Source organism: Verrucomicrobiota bacterium (assembly GCA_037139415.1).
GTDB lineage: Bacteria > Verrucomicrobiota > Verrucomicrobiia > Limisphaerales > Fontisphaeraceae > JBAXGN01.
The window spans coordinates 1-20,665 of record JBAXGN010000069.1 but is presented as its reverse complement, the minus strand read 5'-3'; the positions used below and the strand labels follow the sequence as shown (position 1 = coordinate 20,665).

Annotated in this window: 14 protein-coding genes; 4 read left to right on the top strand and 10 right to left on the bottom strand. The window is 56.0% G+C overall.

From position 1 onward, the window contains the following. Positions 1 to 891 (bottom strand): LysR family transcriptional regulator, encoded by an 891-nt coding sequence (locus WCO56_13610; protein MEI7730606.1) that lies wholly within the window; start codon positions 889 to 891, stop codon positions 1 to 3. 81 nt (positions 892 to 972) lie between these two features. Between WCO56_13610 and WCO56_13605 the strand changes: the two genes are divergently transcribed. The 4 genes from WCO56_13605 (at position 973) to WCO56_13590 (ending at position 3,767) form a co-directional block, all read left to right on the top strand. Beyond that, the gene (locus WCO56_13605; GenBank protein ID MEI7730605.1) at positions 973 to 1,689 is read left to right on the top strand and encodes a pirin family protein; all 717 of its coding nucleotides are present in this window, start codon (positions 973 to 975) and stop codon (positions 1,687 to 1,689) included. A gap of 150 nt (positions 1,690 to 1,839) precedes the next feature. Then, positions 1,840 to 2,355 (top strand): VOC family protein, encoded by a 516-nt coding sequence (locus tag WCO56_13600; protein MEI7730604.1) that lies wholly within the window; start codon positions 1,840 to 1,842, stop codon positions 2,353 to 2,355. A 132-nt stretch (positions 2,356 to 2,487) separates the two neighbouring features. After that, entirely contained in the window at positions 2,488 to 2,667 is a 180-nt protein-coding gene (locus tag WCO56_13595) for a hypothetical protein (protein ID MEI7730603.1), read from the top strand. Between the two features lie 320 nt (positions 2,668 to 2,987). Further along, entirely contained in the window at positions 2,988 to 3,767 is a 780-nt protein-coding gene (locus WCO56_13590) for a prepilin-type N-terminal cleavage/methylation domain-containing protein (GenBank protein MEI7730602.1), read from the top strand. 108 nt (positions 3,768 to 3,875) lie between these two features. Here the strand turns inward: WCO56_13590 and WCO56_13585 are convergent, their stop codons facing one another. The 9 genes from WCO56_13585 to WCO56_13545 form a co-directional block, all read right to left on the bottom strand. Then, positions 3,876 to 5,696, bottom strand: a complete 1,821-nt coding sequence (locus WCO56_13585; protein MEI7730601.1) for a histidinol-phosphate transaminase — start codon at positions 5,694 to 5,696, stop codon at positions 3,876 to 3,878. A gap of 106 nt (positions 5,697 to 5,802) precedes the next feature. Beyond that, the gene (locus WCO56_13580; GenBank protein MEI7730600.1) at positions 5,803 to 7,317 is read right to left on the bottom strand and encodes an ASKHA domain-containing protein; all 1,515 of its coding nucleotides are present in this window, start codon (positions 7,315 to 7,317) and stop codon (positions 5,803 to 5,805) included. Positions 7,318 to 7,356: 39 nt separating this feature from the next. Next, complete coding sequence (locus tag WCO56_13575; protein ID MEI7730599.1) at positions 7,357 to 7,722, bottom strand: rhodanese-like domain-containing protein; 366 nt, start codon at positions 7,720 to 7,722, stop codon at positions 7,357 to 7,359. Positions 7,723 to 7,928: 206 nt separating this feature from the next. Continuing rightward, complete coding sequence (locus tag WCO56_13570; GenBank protein MEI7730598.1) at positions 7,929 to 8,681, bottom strand: class I SAM-dependent methyltransferase; 753 nt, start codon at positions 8,679 to 8,681, stop codon at positions 7,929 to 7,931. Between the two features lie 74 nt (positions 8,682 to 8,755). Next, the gene (locus WCO56_13565; protein MEI7730597.1) at positions 8,756 to 9,625 is read right to left on the bottom strand and encodes an aminotransferase class IV; all 870 of its coding nucleotides are present in this window, start codon (positions 9,623 to 9,625) and stop codon (positions 8,756 to 8,758) included. Beyond that, positions 9,622 to 11,085 (bottom strand): aminodeoxychorismate synthase component I, encoded by a 1,464-nt coding sequence (pabB, locus tag WCO56_13560; protein MEI7730596.1) that lies wholly within the window; start codon positions 11,083 to 11,085, stop codon positions 9,622 to 9,624. The genes WCO56_13565 and pabB overlap by 4 nt, the downstream gene beginning before the upstream one ends. Positions 11,086 to 11,091: 6 nt before the next feature. Further along, a complete protein-coding gene (locus WCO56_13555) occupies positions 11,092 to 12,378 on the bottom strand; it encodes a pitrilysin family protein (GenBank protein MEI7730595.1) in 1,287 nt (428 codons plus the stop codon). Then, positions 12,375 to 13,055, bottom strand: coding sequence for a TIGR00730 family Rossman fold protein (locus WCO56_13550; protein MEI7730594.1), 681 nt, complete (start codon positions 13,053 to 13,055; stop codon positions 12,375 to 12,377). The genes WCO56_13555 and WCO56_13550 overlap by 4 nt, the downstream gene beginning before the upstream one ends. Positions 13,056 to 13,796: 741 nt before the next feature. Continuing rightward, on the bottom strand, positions 13,797 to 20,537 hold the full coding sequence (locus WCO56_13545; protein MEI7730593.1) for a PKD domain-containing protein: 6,741 nt from the start codon (positions 20,535 to 20,537) through the stop codon (positions 13,797 to 13,799). Positions 20,538 to 20,665: the final 128 nt, after the last annotated feature.

Below are 20,665 nucleotides of genomic sequence, written 5' to 3'. Positions count from 1 at the left end.
TTACACCAAGGCCTGCGCCGCTTTGCGCAGTTCTTCCACGAACACCGCGAGCGGCTTGTCAGCCGCGCGATTGGCGCGATGGCCGACAGCAATGCGGACTGGCTCCGGAGCGGGGGACAGCGCGATCAGCCGGGCACGCTGCGGGAACAGCCGCGCCATTTGGGTGGTCACAACGGCGACTCCCAAACCGGATTCAACCGCTGCCATCAGATTTTCGGCACCGCCGTATTCGCCGGCGATATTCGGCTGTTGCCGGTGGTCGCGCAACCAGCCGGTGACGATCTCCCAATACTCTGGATACTCGCGCTGGGAATAAACAAGCAACGGTTCTCCGGCCACGTCGCGGGGTGTCACCCGCGCCCGCCGGGCGAGCGGATGATTTCGGTTTACGGCCAGCCGCCATGCGGCACTGACCAGGGGCGTCCATACCAATCCCCCCGCCTGATGGTATTGCCCGACACACAACGCGGCATCCAGCTTTTCATTTTCCAATCCGGCGATCATTTCCCCGGTTGAAAGATCGTGTAATTCCACATGGGCGCTGGGGTGTGCCTGGGTGAAGTTGCCGATGGCGACGGACAATATCCCGGCGGCGAGCGAGGGCGCATAACCGACGCGCAGGCAGGGTCTGCCGCCCGTGCCGCGCACCTGGGCAAGGACGCGTTCGGCATGTTGCAGTAACTCGCGGGCTTCCCGGAGCAGGGTTTCCCCGGCGGGGGTGAGGCGGATGGAATGGGCCTGCCGTTCCAACAGGCGCTGGCCAACCTCCTCCTCCAGCGACTTGATCTGGCGGCTCAAGGCGGGCTGGGTCAGGAATATGCTTTTGGCGGCCCGGCTGATGTTGCCTTGTTCCGCCACTGCCACGAAGTAGCGCAGTTGTCGTAGTTCCATGCCCGGCAGCATAACCAAAAAGCAGTCTCAGGCCAATATCTTTGCATTAGGCGGACGTCAGACTGGCATTATCGTATGGCCATGCGAACGAGTGCAAATGAACTGAAGATCCGGCGGGCGGGCGAACGCGGCCACGCCGATCATGGCTGGCTTGACACGCGGCACACCTTTTCCTTCGCCGATTATTACGATCCGGCGCACATGGGATTTCGCTCCCTGCGCGTCATCAACGATGACCGCGTGGCGCCGGGCCAGGGCTTTGGAACGCATCCGCACCGGGACATGGAGATTTTCAGCTATGTGCTCGCCGGCACTCTGGAACACCAGGATAGCATGGGCAACGGACGCCAACTGCAGCCGGGCCAGATTCAGCTTATGAGTGCCGGACGGGGGATTACGCACAGTGAATTCAACCCTTCGCGCAGCGAGCCGCTCCATTTTCTGCAAATCTGGATTCAACCTCGTGAACGCGGTTTGCCGCCGAGCTACACCGAGTGGCATCCCGCAACCGATCAGGCCGAAACCGCCAAGGTCCTCGTCATTTCCCCGGACGGGCGGGACGGATCGGCGACGATTCATCAGGACGCAGATATTTATCGCCTTCGACTCCAACCGGGACAAATGGCAACCCACACCCTCCAACCGGGCCGGGGGGCCTGGCTGCACGTTGCGCAAGGCGCGCTGACCCTGGAGGGCGTCGCGCTGGCCACTGGCGATGGCGCGAGCACCGAAATCCCGGGCATCCTGACCCTCACCGCCACGGAGCCAACGGATGCAATCCTGTTCGATCTTAAGTAAAAATAAACTACCAAACCCTAAACCAAACAAAACTATGACCAAAATAGCGATCCTTGAAACGTCCGAGGCTTATGGACGGCGGATTGCGGAAATCACCCAGCGGCTGGTCCAAGGCCGCCGCGCCTAATCCGACCGGCTATGACCGCCAATATGCAATCGCGCCCAGTGGCAGCGCAAGTCAGAATCGGCCACGTTCATTTGAAGGTGGCAGACTTGCCCCGTTCCCTGGCTTTCTACCAGGATGTGCTCGGTTTTGAAGTCACGCAACGTTTCGGATCGCAAGCCGCGTTTCTTGGTGCTGGCGGCTATCACCATCATATTGGATTGAACACTTGGGAAAGTGCTGGCGGTCCGCCACCGCCCGCCGGCACCACCGGTTTATACCACGTGGCCATCCTGTACCCAACCCGGGCGGAACTGGCAGACGCCGTGCGCCGGGTGTTACAGGCGGGCCTGCCGCTGGAGGGGGCGGCCGATCATGGCGTAAGCGAGGCCATTTATCTCCGGGACCCGGATGGGAACGGCGTGGAGCTTTATTGGGATCGCCCGCCGGAACGATGGCCCCGCACCGAGGAGGGTGGGTTGGCCATGTGTACCCATTATTTGGACTTGGATGAGTTGCTGGCGCAATCGCCTTCTGAGGTCAATCAAACGTTGGTTGTGTGACCCCTTTTGGGTTGAAAATTCAGCAAAGACTCACTCACGCGTCAGGGCAAACACCATATCGGTCACGAAACGGCGGAAGGATTCGTTTTCCACGAATTGCTTGTACACCTGGGTGTCGTCTTTGAGCAGAATATGCATGACCTTGCCGAGGGCCATGTCATGAGCCATCCGGGCGGTGTGGGGCGTATTCTTCTTCGCGTTCTGGTAGGCCTGGTCGGCAGCAATCTTGGGCGCAATGTCATCCCGGATGCGGCGGGCGACACGGTCGGCGTCGGCAAACAGCGTGCCGAAATGGTCATTGAAGGTCTTTAGCGGGGGATAGACAGACAGACGGTTTTAGACGCCCAAAAAACCAATGCGCGATTGTGTCGGCAGCACTCTGGATGGCGGTCACCCATGGGTGCCCCACTCCCCCGTTCCAGACTATACATAATTTAATATTCATGGATTTATTATATTTTAATATAATTCTATTGCAACCTGAATTTATAATTTTTTCAGGCCGGAAGCCGGGGGGGAAGCCGCGCCACGGTTCCGTCGCCACCGCCAGTTGCCCGCCAGCTATTTTTATGGTATTTTATGCTTGTGTGGTGTCATCGGTGGCGCATTAATTGCCGCAGTTAAAATGCATTATGAAAGATAAAACGCTATGGCGGAATCCGTTTCGCTCACGCGGATTCACTTTGATTGAGTTGTTGGTGGTCGTTGCCATCATTGCCATCCTGGCGGGGCTGCTGCTGCCCGCGCTGGCCAAAGCCAAGGCCAAAGGCAAAGGCATCAAATGCGTCAGCAACTGCCGCCAGATCGGGGTGGCGTTCATGATGTACACGGACGATTTCGATCAACGTTATCCGCACCTCTACACCGGCTGGTACACCAGTCCAGGCGTTTCGCCGGGCGGCGCTTGGTATTTCCAGACCATGACCAACAACGACTACTTCGGCAGCAAAGAAATTGATGTTCGGACCAATTCCGCCAGCATCTGGCGTTGCCCGGCCGTCGAGGATGCCGACATCACCCGGTTTGCCGGAGTCAACTGGGGCGGTTATGGTCCGCAGGAAGGCAACATCATCCGCTACATGCAGCAACCGGACGGCTCGTTCCTGGGCAGCCGGAAATCAACGGAACTCACCCGCGCTTCCCAGATATGGCTCATGGGTGATGTGGGCGTGCCCAAGGACGTGAACAATGTCCCGGAGGGCGGTTACATGACTGAGATTGTCACTTTTGCCGTGAACCAGACCGGGCAATGGACCGGCTCGCCGCTCAAACAACCAGCCTGCCGTCACGTTTTGCGCGCCAATGTGACCTTCGCGGATGGCCATGTGGAAACCTGGCGCTATGAGGATTTAAAGGCCAACAAGGGCAACATCTTCGCCACCACGTGGGGCACTCCCCAACCCCAGCTTTAGGACCAGGGTAATCGCATTGGGTGTCGCGGATTTTCGCGGCTTGAAAATAGCCAGCCAAAGCCGGGCAAACGGATCGGAAGCGAAACGAATTCGCGGCTGCGTTCCGCTTTACCCAAGGACTTCACGCAGGATCTGAATCATCTGGCGATTGGTCGCCGCATCCTTGACCGCAATGCGTAACACGCGCGGTCCCAGGGTCTGCCCCATGGTCGCAGCATCGCGCAAATAGAGTCCCCGCGGACGGCACCGGGCAATCACCGTCGCGGCATCCGGGCCGGTGGCTGGCAGGTGGCACAGCAGAAAATTGGTCGTACTGGGCACCACTTCCCATCCCAACGTCGCCAGCCATTGGGCCAGTTCCTCACGCAACACGCGCGTCTGCGCATGCACCCCCGCGTAATACGCCGAATCCTGCAAGGCGGCGACCGTGGCCACTTGCGCTGGCAGACTGACGGCCCACGGGGGAGAAATGGCCCGCAACGATTCCAGTTGGTGCGGGCTGGCGCACAGGTACGCCACGCGGGCACCGCTCAGCGCATACACCTTGGACATGGACTTACAGACCATCACATTGGGGCTGCGCACGGCAAAATGCTCCAGCGAATTACCCGACCCGGTATAATCCACGTAGGTTTCATCCACCCACACCCGGGTTTCCGCCGGCACCCGGCTTAAAACACCTTCCAACGCTTCGCGCCCCACATGACGGCCAGTCGGGCTGTTCGGGTTGACCAGCACCACCAGGTCGTACCCGGCGGCGAGCTGTTTTTCCAGGCTCCCCAAATCAAGCTGATATTGCCGCTGACGTTCCAGCGGCAAACGATCCACCCGACAACGAATGACCCGCTCCAGGACGTGCGCATATTCGCCATACATGGGGTCCAAAATCAAGACGCGCGACGACGGCGTCAACCAATGGCGCAACGCCAGAAAGATCAAATCCGAGGAACCCGCGCCCGGCAGCACACACTCCGGGGCCACCCCGCGCGCGCGGGCAATCGCCCGGATGAGCCCGTCCGCCTCTGTGGGAGGCGAGGTGCGCAACAACCTTGGCAGGTGTGCTTGCACGGCAGCAACCGCCTTGGGTGAAGGCGGAAACCAGGCATCCAGCACGTCGGCGTTGATGATGCTGTCCAACCGCTCCAACGCGTCAAAATCCTCGCCCACCGCCTTGAAAAACTGACCGCCATGAAAACAGTGCGCGGGCGTGCGATACTCCACCCCGATCTTCCACGCCATCCGGACCTCAACCCGGGCTAGCATCCGGCCAATGCCGGGCAGCGCGGCATGCACATCCGGCATGGTAGCCTGCATGAGTTCGTACGTCACCGCGCCGGACCGGGCCAATTGCCCCACCAGCTTGAGGCCCACCCGGCGGTAAATGCTGAGCACTTCCTGCCGCCCAATGGCCATGATACGGGTGCCGCCGTGGGATTCCACCCAGCGAAACGAGGCATACATCAAAGCCAGGGCCAATTGCGTGCGCCGCGCCGTGGGTGGCACGGTGAGCAGTCGCACTTCAAACAGCTTGTCGTCCACCGGAAACGGCAGGTCAGCGCGCTGAAAATATTTATCAATCGAGAACTTGGGGCTGCCGGGCGGCGTGATGGAGACAAAACCCAGGATGCGTTTCCCAGAGCAGATGACGATATAAAGGTTATACGCATCGAGCGGATCGCTCAGCCGCCCCTCGGGATTGACATGGTGCTGGCCCAATTCACGCGCATAGACCTCGTGGCGCAACCGGTAGATGCTTTCCCGATCTTCAGGACCCGCCAGGCGCACGGTCAAGGACTCGTCGCCATCTTCGTCCAGAAACGGCTCTGCCGTGGTTTCCAGATTACTGGCAATGCCGACGGCAGCCATCGTGCTCGTGGCTTGTGCATCGCCCTGCCCTGTCTGGCATTCAATCACCGTCGCTAATCGCATGACACATTCGTTGCGCCGGTCATGTCAAAATGTTCCACATCCCTTTATGCCGGCTGGCGATTACCTTAACGAGTGCGGGTGGTAACGTCCATGGAATTCTCTCCGGTTACGCCGGTGGAAACGACATTTCCTCCACATACACCTCTTGAAACCGCTCATCCTCATTCAGGCAGGTATGCCGCACCTTCGCGCGCAAGGCCCGGTACTGGAAGTGCTCCTGATCCGGCGCAAACAGCGCGAGTTTGGCGCCCAACAAGGCGGTATTGCCGGCGGGCTTCACGCGTTCTATGGGAAACGGCAGCAGCCCGATGCGCTGCGCGCTAGCGCGATTGATGTAGTTACCGAACGCGCCGGCGAGATGCACCGTTTGCACCTCGTCCAACCGGCGGCCCATCTGCTCGACCATCAGGCGTATCCCGGCCGCAATGGCCCCTTTGGCCAATTGCAGTTCCCGGATGTCGGCCTGGTTTAGTTTGACCGGACCTTGCAGCGGTATGCCGTCCCCGCTGGTAATCCGCCCGGACGGCTTGATCCAACCAGCATCCAGGGAACCCGCCACCGCATCCACCAGCCCGCTGCCGCAGAGGCCGCGCGGTTCCGCGTGGCCCAATACCCGGCAGTGTAATCGCCCCGCCACCAGCGTCACTTCGGAAATTGCGCCCGTGGCGGCGCGCATGCCCATGGAGATCCGCGCCCCTTCAAAGGCTGGCCCGGCGGCAGTGGAGGAACATAACATGCCATCCCGGTTGCCAATGACAATTTCCCCGTTGGTGCCCAGGTCAATCAGCGCGCATAGCGCCTCGCTCTCGTGCAGCCGGGTCGCCACGATACCCGCCAAAATATCACTACCGACGAACCCGCCCAGACAGGGCAGAAACAACACCCGGACGTTATCACCCAGTTCCCAACCCACCTCGCGGGCGGAAAACTCATGCAGTCCATCCTGATCCGGCTCGAAGGGATGCTGCGACAGCGGCCCGGCATCGAGGCCGCAGAAGAAATGATGCATCACGGTGTTGCCCACCACGACCACCCGCTGGAGTTCGGCGGAGGATCGCCCGGCACCCTCGAACAACTCACTGATCAGCGCGCCAATCTGATTGCGGATCAGCGTTGTCAGGTCGGCTTGACCACCGCCGCTGACCGCGTAATCCACCCGGCTCATGATGTCGCCGCCGTGCCGCGCCTGCGTGTTCCAGGCGGACCGCACCGCCAGCACATTGCCGGTCTGCAAATCCAGCAGTTGCGCGACGACCGTGGTGGTGCCCAGATCCACGGCCACCCCCAACCCCGCCTGCGGAATAAAGGTGAACGCGGAATCATCCGCGAGAATGGACGCCTCCCATTGGGCCAATTCGATCTTCAACGGCCCGCGCACCTCGCCGCGACAGGCCAGCCGCCAACCGGCCTGCAACTCTTCTGGCGATAACACGCGGGATTGTTCCGCCGTGATGGGAAACTCCCCGTCGAGCACTTTGACGCGGCACCCCTTGCAGCGGCCACGGCCGCCGCAGGGAAATTCCACTCCGAAAGCAAACAGCACATCCTGAAGCTGACTGCCGGGCTCCACCTCAAACTTTTTGCCCATCGGCACCAGCTCAATGTGAACTTTCGTGGCCATACGCAGCGGATTCCTGTTTGCGGAAGAGAGAGCGGCCTGCTACTGCATCTTCCAACCGGCGTCAATGATCGCCCGGCAACCACCGATCACGGAATACACCTTCTTGTACCCCATCTCCTGCAGTACTTCGCAGCACAATGCCGACCGAAAGCCGCCGCCGCAGTAAAGAATGATCTCCGACTGCTTGTCTGGCACCGCTTTTTCAATATCCCGCTCGATGATGCCTTTGCCGAGATGCACGGCTTCCACGGCGTGTCCCTTGTCCCATTCATGATCCTCGCGGACATCCATGAGGACGGCCTTGGGGTTACGGGTGATAATGGCGCGCGCTTCCGCCACCGAGATCTCGTTGACAAATCGGCGCTTGTCATTGACCAATTTTAAAAAACCAGGCGAATGTTCCATGCCGCCAAACATAACCCGGCTCCGGCGCGGGTCAACAAAATATCCCCGGCGGCTTTGAAATGGGGAATGATAAATGGGCGACTGGGCAGGTGGAGGGGCCAGCTTTACTCGTCCGTGAGTGGAACAAAGATATAAAAAGTCCCATGGCAAATCCATCAGCAGGCCGCTGTAGGAATCGCTCAAAAACTCGCTGCGGTCCACCTGGCTTATACAGGTTTCTTGGCCCGAACAATCAGATAATGACCACGATGTATGACAACGCTTTCGAGCCGACGGCTCAACCAGTCGGGCAGGGGGAGAATGCTGACGGACCATGCCTCCGTCTGGAAACCAGTCAGGTCAAACAATTCGCGCGCCTGGCGCACGGTAAGCACCCGCACATGGCCGGAGACCCCGGAAAAGGCGGGGTGGTCCACCGGCACATGTTCGACCAACTTCTCGTTGTAATGCAGACCGATGGGGTTGCCCAGATAGCGGCCACAGGTCTGCATCAGGGAGAACGGGGTATAGCCCATCGCCATGGCGAAGGTATTCAAGATACTGCAAAGGTTTTCCGAAGCCACGATGGCGGTGCCGCCAGGCTTAAGCACGCGGTACATTTCTTCCACGAAAAGGCGGGCATTGTGCAGGTGCTCAATTACCTGTGAACTGAATACGACATCAAATTTATTGTCTTCGTATGACCAACGCCCATTCAGATCAAAGCTGGCCATCTTTAACCCGCGTGCCTCCGCCTGCGCTTTCAAGTCAGGTGCCCCTTCGATTCCGTAAAATTCACGGGGCGTTTTTTTCAGATAGCGGAACAACATGCTCCCATCACCGCAACCGACATCCAGCAGGCAATCCGGCGCCAAATCAGCGACCGCCTGCCCGATGATATCGTTGCAGCGATTAATACCCAATTCCCGGTGGTGGGCTCCATAGCCGTGCAGCCATCGCAATAACGCGTTTTTTGCCATGATAATCCGTTCTTAAGTTGCGGCGCTACCTAGCCACAAAAAACGCCCGGTTACAACCAAAAACCAGCACAAAATCACCTCTCCGCTGCATTGTCACCTCCCAGACATTCCTTTTGCACTTGTTCGGCATACGCATGTCGCAACGTGGTGATCAACGGCGTCTGCCGCAGCGCAGCGCCATCCAACCCTCTGATGGGGATGAGTCCGTAACTGGAAAGGGTCAGAAAAAGACCGTCTGCGTGAAGCAGGTCATCCTGGGACAATGAAGATTCACGCGCCGGGATGCCATGGGACACCGCCAATTCCATCACCACCGCACGCGTGATGCCGGGCAAGATTCCGGCAGATGCCGGCGGGGTGATCAAGCCGCCATCACGCACGCAAAACAGGTTGCCACTGGTGGTTTCAGCCACCTGCCCTTCGGAGTTAAGCAATAGCGCTTCATCCGCCCCCTGCTCTTCCGCCTCCTTACGCGCAAGAATTTGCAACAGTTTATTCGTGGATTTATGGGCCGCCAGCGGGTCGCCCGCTGGCAGGCGATACGGGCTGGTGCGCAAGGTCCAAGGCGCGATATGTTCTGTCAGCGGTGGCAAGGGATGGGTCGTCATCACCAGCGTGGGACAATCCGCGCCGCGCGGCGAATATCCACGCTGCCCGGCGCCGCGCGAAATTTGCAGGCGCAACACGCCCTCGGAGTGAGCATTCGACTGGATCAATTGGAGCGCCGCCGCATGGAGTTCCGCCTCGGAAACCGGAAGGCGAATCCCAAAAAATTCCGCGCCCACCTGAAGTCGCCGCCAATGCATTGACCAGCGAAATAATTGCCCGTGGCAGATGCGCAGTGTTTCAAACAGGCCGTCGCCATAGAGAAAACCCCGATCCAGCACTGAGACTTTGGCCTCGGCTTCGGGAATCACCGCGCGATTGAGATAGACGTATGTCATAGCTGAGTATGCTTCAGTGCCGCCAGGAACCCCCGCGCCTTGACCCAGGTTTCCTCGTATTCCGCCTGAGGATCGGAGTCGGCGACAATGCCCGCGCCAACATGGAAATGCGTCGCATCGGCAGAACAGAGAGCCTTGCGGATCGCGATGCTAAGCTGGCTCTCGCGGTTAAAACCCAGATATCCCAGGCATCCGGTATAGGGACCGCGGCTGACGGGTTCCAGTTCTTCGATAATTTCCATGGCACGAAATTTGGGCGCGCCGGTGATGCTGCCGCCCGGAAAGCAAGCGGCCAAGGCGTCCAGATGCGACAGGTGAGGGCGCAAACGCCCCTCGACGGTGGACACCAAGTGTTGCACGTGCGGATAGCGCTCCAAGCGCATCAGGTCCGGCACATGCACCGATCCGTATTCGCAGACCCGCCCCAGATCGTTCCGCAACAAATCGGTGATCATCACCAGTTCCGCGATTTCCTTGGCGCTGGTCTGCAATTCATACGTATAGCGGGCGTCCTGGTCCAAATCCGCCGCGCGCGGGCGGGTTCCCTTGATGGGGCGGGTCTGGATCAGGTTGCCCCGCTGGCGCAGAAACAGTTCGGGCGAGGAGGAGGCGATCTGAAATGGGCCCGGATTCAGGTAGGCGGCAAACGGCGCGGGAGACTCCGCCAGCAACGCGTTGAAGAACTCCCATCCAGGAATGGCGCGCGGCAAAGTCAGCCGCTGCGAAAGGTTGACCTGGTAAATATGGCCATGGCGAATGTAATGCTGGGCTTGGCGCACCGCCTGGAGATACGCCTCGCGCGTCATGGTGGAAAACAAGTCAGACGCCTCCGGGTGGCAGACGGCGTGGGCATGCTCCCGCCACGCCGTTCCTGCACTCGGTCGCTCTGGATTTAACCAGCATGGTTCCAAGGCCTCGCCCTTCAGCGCGCGTTGCCAGAACGCAAATCCGGCCCGAGCGCGAGCCAGGGAGCGCGAGCCATCGGGCTCCAGGCCGGTGCTGACGATTCGGGCAGTGTTCGCGCGGTGGTCCACCACCAAGAGGTGATCATAGAAGCCCACCCAAGCATCCGGCAATTCCAAGTCGTTGGGAGTGCGGCGCGTGAGTTTGGGTTCGGTGAATTGCTTGAGGTCATAGCCCCAATACCCGAAACAACCGCCCAACGGAAATGGCTGGTCTGCTTCGGGTGGCATTTCATAGCGGCGCAGCCAATCGCTGAGGATGCGCCAGGGATCGCCAAACAGGGTTTGGTGGCCGTCAGGCCCGCGCAGTTCACACCGGCTGCCGCGCGCAGTGAGGGTGAGAAACGGGCGAACCGCCAGCAAGGAATACCGGGCCTGGGGAGAATCAAAACCGGCACTGCGCAAGAGCACGCACCCCGGTTCGCGCGCCAAGCGTTCCAGCCAGGAACCATTCAACTCCGGAGCGACAAGCGTTTCGATTAACGGAGCAAACGACATGAGTGATTAACTCACCAACAGTTTCTCCAGCCCTTTGATACGTTTCAGCGGGCTGATCAGCGCCAGCGTGTACCGTTCCGGGTGGAAGAATTCCGAAGCGGCGGCGTGAATCTGGCTGCAAGTCACCGCCGTCAACGAGCGCTTGACCTCCGCCACGGGAAAGACCTTGCCAAAACCGGCGAGTTGTTCGCCGAGATTCATCATTTGGCTTTCGGTGTTCTCCTGGCTCATTTCAATCTGGCCCAGCACGTAATCCCGAGCCCGGCGCAGTTCGGTAACGCCGGGTGCCCGCAGCTTGAGACGCCGCAGTTCCTGAGCCAACAACCGCACCACCTTGGGCAGGTTCTCCGCGTCCAACCCGGCCCCAATCACCAGGTCGCCGGCATCGTGGAAAAAGCTGACCGAGGACTGAATCGAGTAGGCCAGTCCGTGGTCCTCACGCACGACTTGGAAGAGGCGGGAACTCATGTTTTCCCCCAGAATCACATTTAGCAGTCGCAAGGCATAACGCCGTTGGTCATGGCGCGGGCAGGTGCGAACGCCCAAGGCCAGGTGCGTCTGTTCGGTATCCTTGGTATGCCACTCTATCACGCAGCCACCAGTGCGCGGCATGGCTGGCGCGAAGACGGATGGAACTCCCCGGGGAAGGCCGCGAAACCGGGCCTGCACGGCTCGGACAACCGGCGCATGTTTCACCCGACCGGCAGCGCAAATAAACGTGCGGTCGGCCACATAGTGCGTCTGTAGAAACTGGAGCAGTTCTTTGCGCCGGATACCGTTGAGGGTCTGGATGGAACCGGTAATGGAGCGGCCCAAAGGTTGCTCCGGCCACTGGGTAGCATTGAGCAGTTCCTGGACATGATGAGCCGGGTCATCCAGGTACATGGCCAGTTCCTCCTTGATGACCTCACGCTCTTTCTGGATGTCCGCCGGATGGAAACGCGAGTGCAGAAACATATCCCCCAGCACCTCCAACAGCACTTCAAAACGGTCATGCCGCGCGCGGGAATAAAAGCAGGTGGTTTCTTCGCTGGTAAAGGCGTTCAGGTATCCGCCAATGCCTTCGACCGCCTGGGAAATGGCCAAGGGAGTCCGCCGTTTCGTGCCTTTGAACAGCATGTGCTCGATGAAATGCGAGACGCCACTTAGCGACGCCGGCTCATAGCGCGAGCCAACGCCCGCCCAGATTCCCAGACTGACACTGGTCATGTGCGGCATTTCCGCCGTGGCCACGGTCAGGCCGTTTTCCAGGCGGGTGAACCGATATGTGGTCGCCGGGGTCACGCGGTTCACGCAAAGGCGCGCGCCACCTGTTCCGGCGGGCCGACCTTGCGCATATAATCCAAAATAAGGGCCACCGCTTCCTCTTCACTATCGGTCACCACGAACAAATCCAGGTCACCTGGGCTGATCAGCTTGTTCTTTTCCACGGTGGCTTTCATCCACTTGACCAGTCCGCCCCAATATTCCGTGCCGAAAAGAATCATCGGGAATTTGGAGATGCGCTGGGTCTGCACCAGGGTGGCCACTTCAAAAAACTCATCCAGCGTGCCGAACCCGCCCGGCATGTAAATGAACCCCATGCTGTATTTCACAAAACAGACTTTGCGGGAGAAAAAGTAATGGAAATTAATCGGCACATTGGCAAAGCGGTTGCCTTTTTGCTCGAACGGCAACTCGATGTTCAGTCCCACCGATTTGCCTTTGCCCTCGGCAGCGCCTTTGTTGGCGGCCTCCATGATGCCCGGGCCGCCGCCAGTGATGACGGCCAGACCATGCTTGGCCAGTTCCTTGCCAATGGTGACCGAAGCCTGGTAATACCGATCCGAAGGTTTGGTGCGCGCCGAGCCAAACACGGTGACCGCCGGACCAACCGAGGACATGGATTCGAACGAATCCACAAACTCCGCCATGATGCGGAAAATACGCCAAGGGTCTTCTTTGACAAATACAGAAGAATTATTTTGCATGGCGAAAACGTACCAGTGTTTTCCGGGATGACAAGCCTGGAAATGGGCCCGGCCGCGCATCTGCCACGTCCGATTTCCCTCCCCTGTTTATGTCCATCATCCCTCCTTTAAAATCTGGAATCTGAGATTTGATACCTCGGATGCTGATGATTGGTAATCGGCGTTTCAAATGTAGTTTTAGAAATTGTGTGAAAATTGTGTGAAAACGATTTTTTTGACACAATTTTGACCACGGATTGCGCGGATGCCACGGATGGGGAATGGGGAACTTTTGCAGAAAAATCCGGAACCAGAACATGGCAAAAATATTTCCTGGCAAAAAATTTATGACCGGAAGATAGGAGCCAGGAGTCAGGAGATGCGGTCGCAAAAGGACACACACAAATGTAGCAACGAGATTTGCGCCGACTCACGTCGGCGACTACAAGGCGACCCCGTTTCGGAGTTCGACATTCGGGCTTCGGACTTATGTTCATGTCATTCACGGTGGGCAGCGTAGCAGGGATTTGTTAAAGGTGGTTTCCTCCCAGAGGAGAATAATTCAAATGCGGAACCCTCGATTTCGGAATGCGGAATGCGGAATGAAACTGATTTTGCAGAAATATTTTCGGGCAGAAAAATATGACCGAATAAAATCGGAGTATGGAACCAGGTTTCTACCTCTCGATCTGAGTTATTCGAGTGCCCCCTTCTCGGCCCGCGAAACACGCGAATTTACGCGAATGGGAAACGCGGCCCCTATCACTTCTCACTCGCACTGCCGATGCGATAAAACCGGTGTTTACCGACCGCATTCGTATCCAGCAGGTTGGTCGTTCCCGCGTAATTCGTCACGCCCGCGATGCACCGCCACTGACCGGTGACCAGGCTGTCCCGCACTTCCAGCCAATAGCTGCGCCCTTCCTCCGCCTGCACCCCGAGATGGAAGACCGTATTGGTGCCCGATTTCGGATACCGGATTCCAGTTGGCGGAATTTGGTAAGCCACCCACAGTTTTAATACATCGCCAGTTATGGTGCCGGAACGATTCGTCACCACGACTGAATACAATCCTGCATCATTCAACCGGAGATTAGCCAAGGTCAAAATGTTGTTAGTTTGAGTGGAAAGCAAGGCATTAGAGTTGAAATACCACTGATACCCCAAGGGACCAATGCCTGTTACGGACGCCGTGAATTTTTCTGTTGTACCAACCGTGTTGGTGATGTTCTGTTGCGGCTGCAAAAACTGTAAGTTGGTGCTTCCAAATTCGTACGCTCCGATATCCACATGCGCACCCAAGATTCGCGGCTTGCCTTCCAAGTCCAGCCAGGAGGATTGCACCTTGCTATCATCTCCGGCGTCAACGCATGGCGAATTCAACAGAAGCTGAAAATTTCCGTCTGAAAGATTAATGAACATTGGCTCATTAGTAATATTGCCGATGCCAACTGGATTTGGTGTGGTGCAGCAGTATTGAACGCTAAAAGAATTCCAATTAGAAAACCAATTGGCATTACTGGGAGCAGTATTGTAGTAACTGATACAGTTAATCAGGGTATCATTATACGATCCACCGCCCGCGTTCGTTGCCCCATTTCCAATCAGCGTGGTATTGTAATTCGTGGAATAAGCACTGCCGCCTCCTTTAGCCGCTGTGTTGCTTACCACCAGGCAATTGTCGAGTATTGCCTCGAAAACTCCGCCCCCTGCAAATCCCGCACGATTGCCATTCACAGCGCAGCTACTCATGGTGCCACAATACACCCCACCGGCACTGTTGGTTGCGGAATTCCCGACCACGACACAGTTACTTAGCGCACAGTAAAACGCTCCACCCCCCATACTGGCTATGTTGCTAGACACCAAACAATTGTATAACAGGCTATAGGCCGACCCGCCACCATTATATCTTCCATTGTTTGTCAGGCTACAATTACTTAAAGTGGAAGAATTGACGCCACCCCCTTCACCTGCTGAATTGCCTCCGATCGAGCAGTTGGTCAACATTGCTGCATATACTCCCCCACCACGGCTAGATAAATTGCCAATCAGACGACAATTGATGAGTGTGCCACCGTATATTCCTCCGCCCAAATATGAGGAGGAATTACCAATAACCAGACAGTTGGTAACTACAGCACTAATGTCACACCAAGCACCGCCACCCGATTTTTCTTGGTACGCATTTAAAGCACCACGCGTATATCCATTGGTAAGTGTGAATCCACTTAAAACCGCTTTGGGTCCCAAATAGGCGCAGCGTATGGCTCCGTCGCCATTATTTGTGAGACCGCCACTACCCGCTCCCACAATGCACGTTACCTCAGGGCCATTCATACTTTGCACTGTCACCCCATCCGTAATTGCCACCCGGTTGGTCATCCTTCCATAGACAGGCACTCCGCCATTGCCATAAACGCCGTCAGCCACCAGTACGAGACGCCCGGGCAAAGACCCCGCTTCGATGGCTGTCTGGATAGTCACCGCAGCGGTGGTCCAATTTGTGTAGGGATACATCGGAGTGGAATTATTCGCGTTCACGTAATAGACAGGCTGATTAACCACCTGGACTGTGATCACGGTACTAACCCCGCCCGGATTACTATCGTTATACCCTGTCAACCGCAGCACATAAACGCCTGGCACATTCCACGTATGACTTACGTAAACACGATTACTTAAAACTGTTCCATCGCCAAAATCCCAAACATTGGCATAGACCCGACCGTCAATTACTGCGGTGAAATCTGCATTATACCCCGCTGCCAGATTAGTGAATGGTGCCGAAATGGCAACCGTCAAGGCCCCAGTAGATGCTCCAGACGTATATTGATCCACCCCGATGCACGGAGGATCTTCCCACGGATCACCGTCAATATCGGCTCCAAGTGCATAGTTGGCATTGCCTCGGCCAATACAAGGTGACAAGACCGACAAATGCGAGCGGGTAACCAATAATGGATCTTCCTCAATATTACCGATTCCCATCGGCAGAGGCATGGTACAACTATAACTGCACGAGCCACCGTAATAATTTGGATCGCGTGCAGCACGATTGTAATAGACGATGCAGTTATTGATTGTGCACTGATATGCTCCACCTCCAGTTGCATCGGCACAATTCCCAGATACAGAGCAGTTATTCATCAGGTTGCTGCATGCGCCACCACCCATGAGTGCTGAATTTTGATACAATACACAGTTTTGGAGTGTGCCTTGAAATACACCGCCGCCTTGATAAGCCGCCGTATTTCCCGCTACCACACAGTTGCTCAACATCCCGCTGGGTTCGCAATACGCTCCCCCGCCACTTTGATAACGGCCATATTCACCCAAAGGCAATGTAAAACCATTGGTCAGGGTGAAGCCACTTAATACGGCATTGGTGCCCACATACGCGCACCGGATCGCTCCGGGTCCAACGCAGCCATTTGATCCCTGGCCTGCAATCAAAGTCACTCCAGGGCCGTTCAAGCTTTGTACGACAATGGCTTTATTAATGGCCAGCCGATTGGTCATGGTGCTACCAGACACAGCTTTGCCACCAGTATTATAGATGCCGCTGTTCACCAGCACCAGGTTGCCAGGTACCGCAGCGTCCACCGCCTCTTGGATTGTCCGTGCGGCAGTGGCCCAATTCGTGTAAGGGGATATGGGGCCAACACTGTTCGCATCGACATAATAGGCTTGCTTCACCACGCTCACCATGACGGTGGCTGTGATTCCGCCAGGATTACTCGCGTTATAACCCGTCAATTGAACCGGGTAGATTCCCGGGGCACCCCAAGCATGGCTTATGCAGAGTTGGTTGCTCACAATGGTGCCGTCACCAAAATTCCAAACACTCGCGCTCAGCCGTCCCTCAATTTGTGCCGTGAAATTTTCCGAATAATTCACCCCGGTGCCAGTGACAGATGAAATAGCGACCGACAAACTTCCCGTCGCGGGGCCGGATGCATATTGATCTGCCCCCATGCAAGGCGGGTTCAGCCATGCCTCACCATCAATATCGGTCCCGCTGACATAATCGATCAGCCCCTTGTCAATGCAAGGTGATGACGCCGCAAGGTGGGTGATTGATGCCAGTAAAGGATTCGTGCTGATGTTTCCTGTGCCAGCGGGCAAAGGCGCCGTGCATGAATAGTTAATAGTGCCGCTATAATAATTAGAATAATTTGCCGCGGTATTATAATAAACAATGCAATTATACAAGGTGCCGCCGTAGCTTCCTCCCCCCGATGTTTTAGCCGCATTTTCAGTCACCGTGCAATTTTTTAAGGTGCTGTTATATATTCCCGCTCCGTTTGTCGCATAATTCCTGTTGATGATGCAGTTATTGATGGCACCCAAAAATCCGCCTCCTCCAGATGAGGCGGAATTCGAAATCACATAACAATAGTACAGTGTGCTGGAGTAAGTTCCGCCACCCTGCAATGTCGAGTTCTCTTGGATGGTACTGTTGCTCAGTGTGCCGCCGTATGCCCCACCTCCGCTGTTTGTTGCATAATTTCTGTTGATGATGCAGTAATTGTTTGTCCCCAAATATCCGCCTCCTCCAGATGAGGCAGTATTGGAGGTCACATAACAATAATACAGTGTGCTGGAGTAAGTTCCGCCGCCTAGCAATGCCGTGTTCCCTTGGATGGTACTGTTGCTCAGTGTGCCGCCGTATGCCCCACCTCCGTTATTAGACGTCAAGTTGCTTCTTACGGTGCACGCAAACAATGAGCTGTTATAGGCACCACCGCCACCAATGGACGCTTTATTGTTTACCAATAGGCAATTATATAGGTTCGCCGAGCATACTCCCCCTCCATTCGTGAACACGGTGTTGTTCGATATGATGCAGTTGTAAAATTTGTAGCCGTACCCGCCACCCCCGGAGTAGTCCGCCGAATTGCAGCTTAAAATACAGTTCGATACGACTCCATAATTGGCGACCCATGCTCCACCCCCACTTTGTTCGTACACGGCATCTCCTTTGGAACGAGTGTGCCCATTTGTTAAAGTAAAACCGATCAGCCAGGCATTTGAGCCCACATAAGCACACCGGATCGCCCCATCTCCATTAGTGTCATTGCCACCAGATCCAGCGCCCATGATCCATGTCACTTCCGGGCCGTTCACACTTTGAACCGTGACTCCCCTATCAAGGGCCACCCGGTTGGTCATGGTTCCATATACCGCCTTACCACCGGTGTTGTAGATGCCATTGGTCACGACTATGACGTCATTGGGTTGCGCGTCATCCACCGCCGCCTGGATAGTGCGAGCTGCCGTCTGCCAATTTGTGTAAGGTGCGGTTGGGTTGGGACTATTTGGCCAGACAAAACGCGGTATCCACAATGTAAGCGTTGCTACCTGACTGGTAACACTCTGGGTGGCGTTGGATACAATGACAGAATATTGGCCCGCGTTGTTGAGTTGCAAGTTGCTCAACACAAGTATTGAGGATGTGGCTCCAACAATATTACTGTCGTTAAATTGCCATTGATATTGTATCTGTCCTGGACCTATGACTCCAACTGTAAAAGTCGCAACCGTGCCTAAATAGTTGGTCAAACTCTGCGGCTGCTGCATAATCTGAAGTAGCGTTGTTTGGCACTCATAGGCTCCTATATCGACATGCTGGCCAAACATGCGCGGATTACCATCCATGTCAAGCCATCCAGCCTGCAGCACCTCATCGTTTCCGGCATCCACACAGGGAGAGTTGGTTAGCAGGTGCACATTTCCCGCTAAACGATTAAATAACATCGGTTCATCAGTGATGTTGCCTATGCCATCCACCAATGGTGTAGTGCAGGTATGACTGTAAAAGACGTTGTAAGTACCACCACAATTTGAACCATACGTGCCAGAATTGTAATAAACAATACTGTTGAATGAGATGCTGTCAGATATGCCTCCATTGTACGTTGCTGTATTGTTGATCACGGTACAATTATTCAGCGTGCTCAGCGCTGCGCCACCACCGTTCCACGCCACATTGCCAATTAAAATACTGTTGTTTATCATACTACAAATAGCTCCACCGCCCTGGTTTCCCACATTGTTAGTCAACACGCAGTTATTGAGAAAACTACTATAGGTTCCCCCTCCATACACAGCCTGGTTCCCGCAGATTATGCAATTGTCGAAGACTCCTCCAAAAGCTGCGCCGCCACTACCAGCATAGTTGGCCAACAGTAAACAGCGTTTCAATCTTCCTGAGTATGTGCCACCACCGAACCAATAAGCCCAATTTCCCGTAATGACGCAATTAGTGATGGTGCCGCTGAGTTCGCCGTAGGCACCTCCACCGCTACCTTGGGTGTAGCCATTGGTGAGGGTAAAGCCACTCAGTCCAGCATAGGAGCCGACATAGGCACACCGAACCATTTCATTCGAGGAACCGACGATCCAAGTAACCTCCGGTCCATTCACGCTCTGGACCAGAACCGAATTGGTTAAAGTCACCCGGTTGGTGGTGCTGACATCAGCGGTGGATGCGCCCGTTTCGTACACGCCGTTAGTCACCAGCACCAGTCGCCCAGGCAATGAACCTGCATCAATGGCCTGCTGGATGGTCCGGGCGGCGGTGGCCCAATTGGCAAAAGGGTATGCCGGGGTTGAATTGCTACAGTTCACATAATAAACCGGCTGACTGACCACCCGTACCATCACGGTCGCACTTAGACCCAAGGGATAACTTTGGCCATAGGCGGTCAGTAGTACCGGATACAGGCCCGGGGTATTCCAAGCGTGGCTGGAATAGGGCTGATTGCTAATTACAGTGCCGTCACCAAAATTCCAGACGCTGGCGTCGAGCCGACCGTCTATTTGGGCAGTAACGTCCACGGAAAAGCCGACAGCGACATTGGTGTAAGTTGCGGAAATGGCAACCGCCAGCGCCCTAGTGGTCATGCCAGCCACGAATTGATCAGCCCCGATGCAGGGAGGGTTAAACCAAGGATCGCCGTCTATATCAGCCCCGGTGGTAGAACTCACGTTACCACGTGCGATGCAGGGAGAGAATTGTGACAAATGTGATGCTGATGCCAAGAGTGGATCTGAAGAGAGGTTATTCGCTCCTGGAGGCAGTGGCGTGGTGCAACAGGAGTCAAAGGTTAAAAATCCACCTTCAGTTGTATCGTAATTTTGCCCACTTATCGAGGTGTTATAATAGACAATACAATTAGTGAGAACGCCCTCACACACACCACCGCCATAAACCGCCATATTGCCACTAACCGTGCAATTATTCAAGGTGCTACGATCGGCACCGCCTCCATAGCCATTTGGCAGAATGGCTGAATTACGTGTCAAAACACAGTTATATAACTGGGCGCTGCCAACGCCGCCGCCGTAATTAGCACAGTTCTCGGTTAAAACGCATCCGACCAGTTTTCCGGCAAATGCACCGCCGCCATTATAAACGGCGAAATTTCCCATCAAGAAACAATTACTCAAAGTACTGGAATTCGCACCACCTCCCACGCCGGCAAAATTTTTGCTCAAAACGCAATTATTCAAATTACCCTGATGAACTCCACCGCCATACGAATTCGCCGAGTTGCCAGTGATCGTACATCTAGTATTACTATGTTAAGTTATAACAACGCTCACATCCTCAAACTTTCGACCGC

Excerpts from the sequence above, each read along its gene's own strand:
- WCO56_13605 (MEI7730605.1), top strand. The coding sequence starts at position 973 with ATGCGAACGAGTGCAAATGAACTGAAGATCCGGCGGGCGGGCGAACGC.
- WCO56_13610 (MEI7730606.1), bottom strand. The coding sequence starts at position 891 with ATGGAACTACGACAACTGCGCTACTTCGTGGCAGTGGCGGAACAAGGC.
- WCO56_13570 (MEI7730598.1), bottom strand. The coding sequence starts at position 8,681 with ATGGCAAAAAACGCGTTATTGCGATGGCTGCACGGCTATGGAGCCCAC.
- pabB (MEI7730596.1), bottom strand. The coding sequence starts at position 11,085 with ATGTCGTTTGCTCCGTTAATCGAAACGCTTGTCGCTCCGGAGTTGAAT.
- WCO56_13575 (MEI7730599.1), bottom strand. The coding sequence starts at position 7,722 with ATGGAACATTCGCCTGGTTTTTTAAAATTGGTCAATGACAAGCGCCGA.
- WCO56_13550 (MEI7730594.1), bottom strand. The coding sequence starts at position 13,055 with ATGCAAAATAATTCTTCTGTATTTGTCAAAGAAGACCCTTGGCGTATT.
- WCO56_13585 (MEI7730601.1), bottom strand. The coding sequence starts at position 5,696 with ATGCGATTAGCGACGGTGATTGAATGCCAGACAGGGCAGGGCGATGCA.
- WCO56_13565 (MEI7730597.1), bottom strand. The coding sequence starts at position 9,625 with ATGACATACGTCTATCTCAATCGCGCGGTGATTCCCGAAGCCGAGGCC.
- WCO56_13595 (MEI7730603.1), top strand. The coding sequence starts at position 2,488 with ATGCATGACCTTGCCGAGGGCCATGTCATGAGCCATCCGGGCGGTGTG.
- WCO56_13580 (MEI7730600.1), bottom strand. The coding sequence starts at position 7,317 with ATGGCCACGAAAGTTCACATTGAGCTGGTGCCGATGGGCAAAAAGTTT.
- WCO56_13590 (MEI7730602.1), top strand. The coding sequence starts at position 2,988 with ATGAAAGATAAAACGCTATGGCGGAATCCGTTTCGCTCACGCGGATTC.
- WCO56_13600 (MEI7730604.1), top strand. The coding sequence starts at position 1,840 with ATGCAATCGCGCCCAGTGGCAGCGCAAGTCAGAATCGGCCACGTTCAT.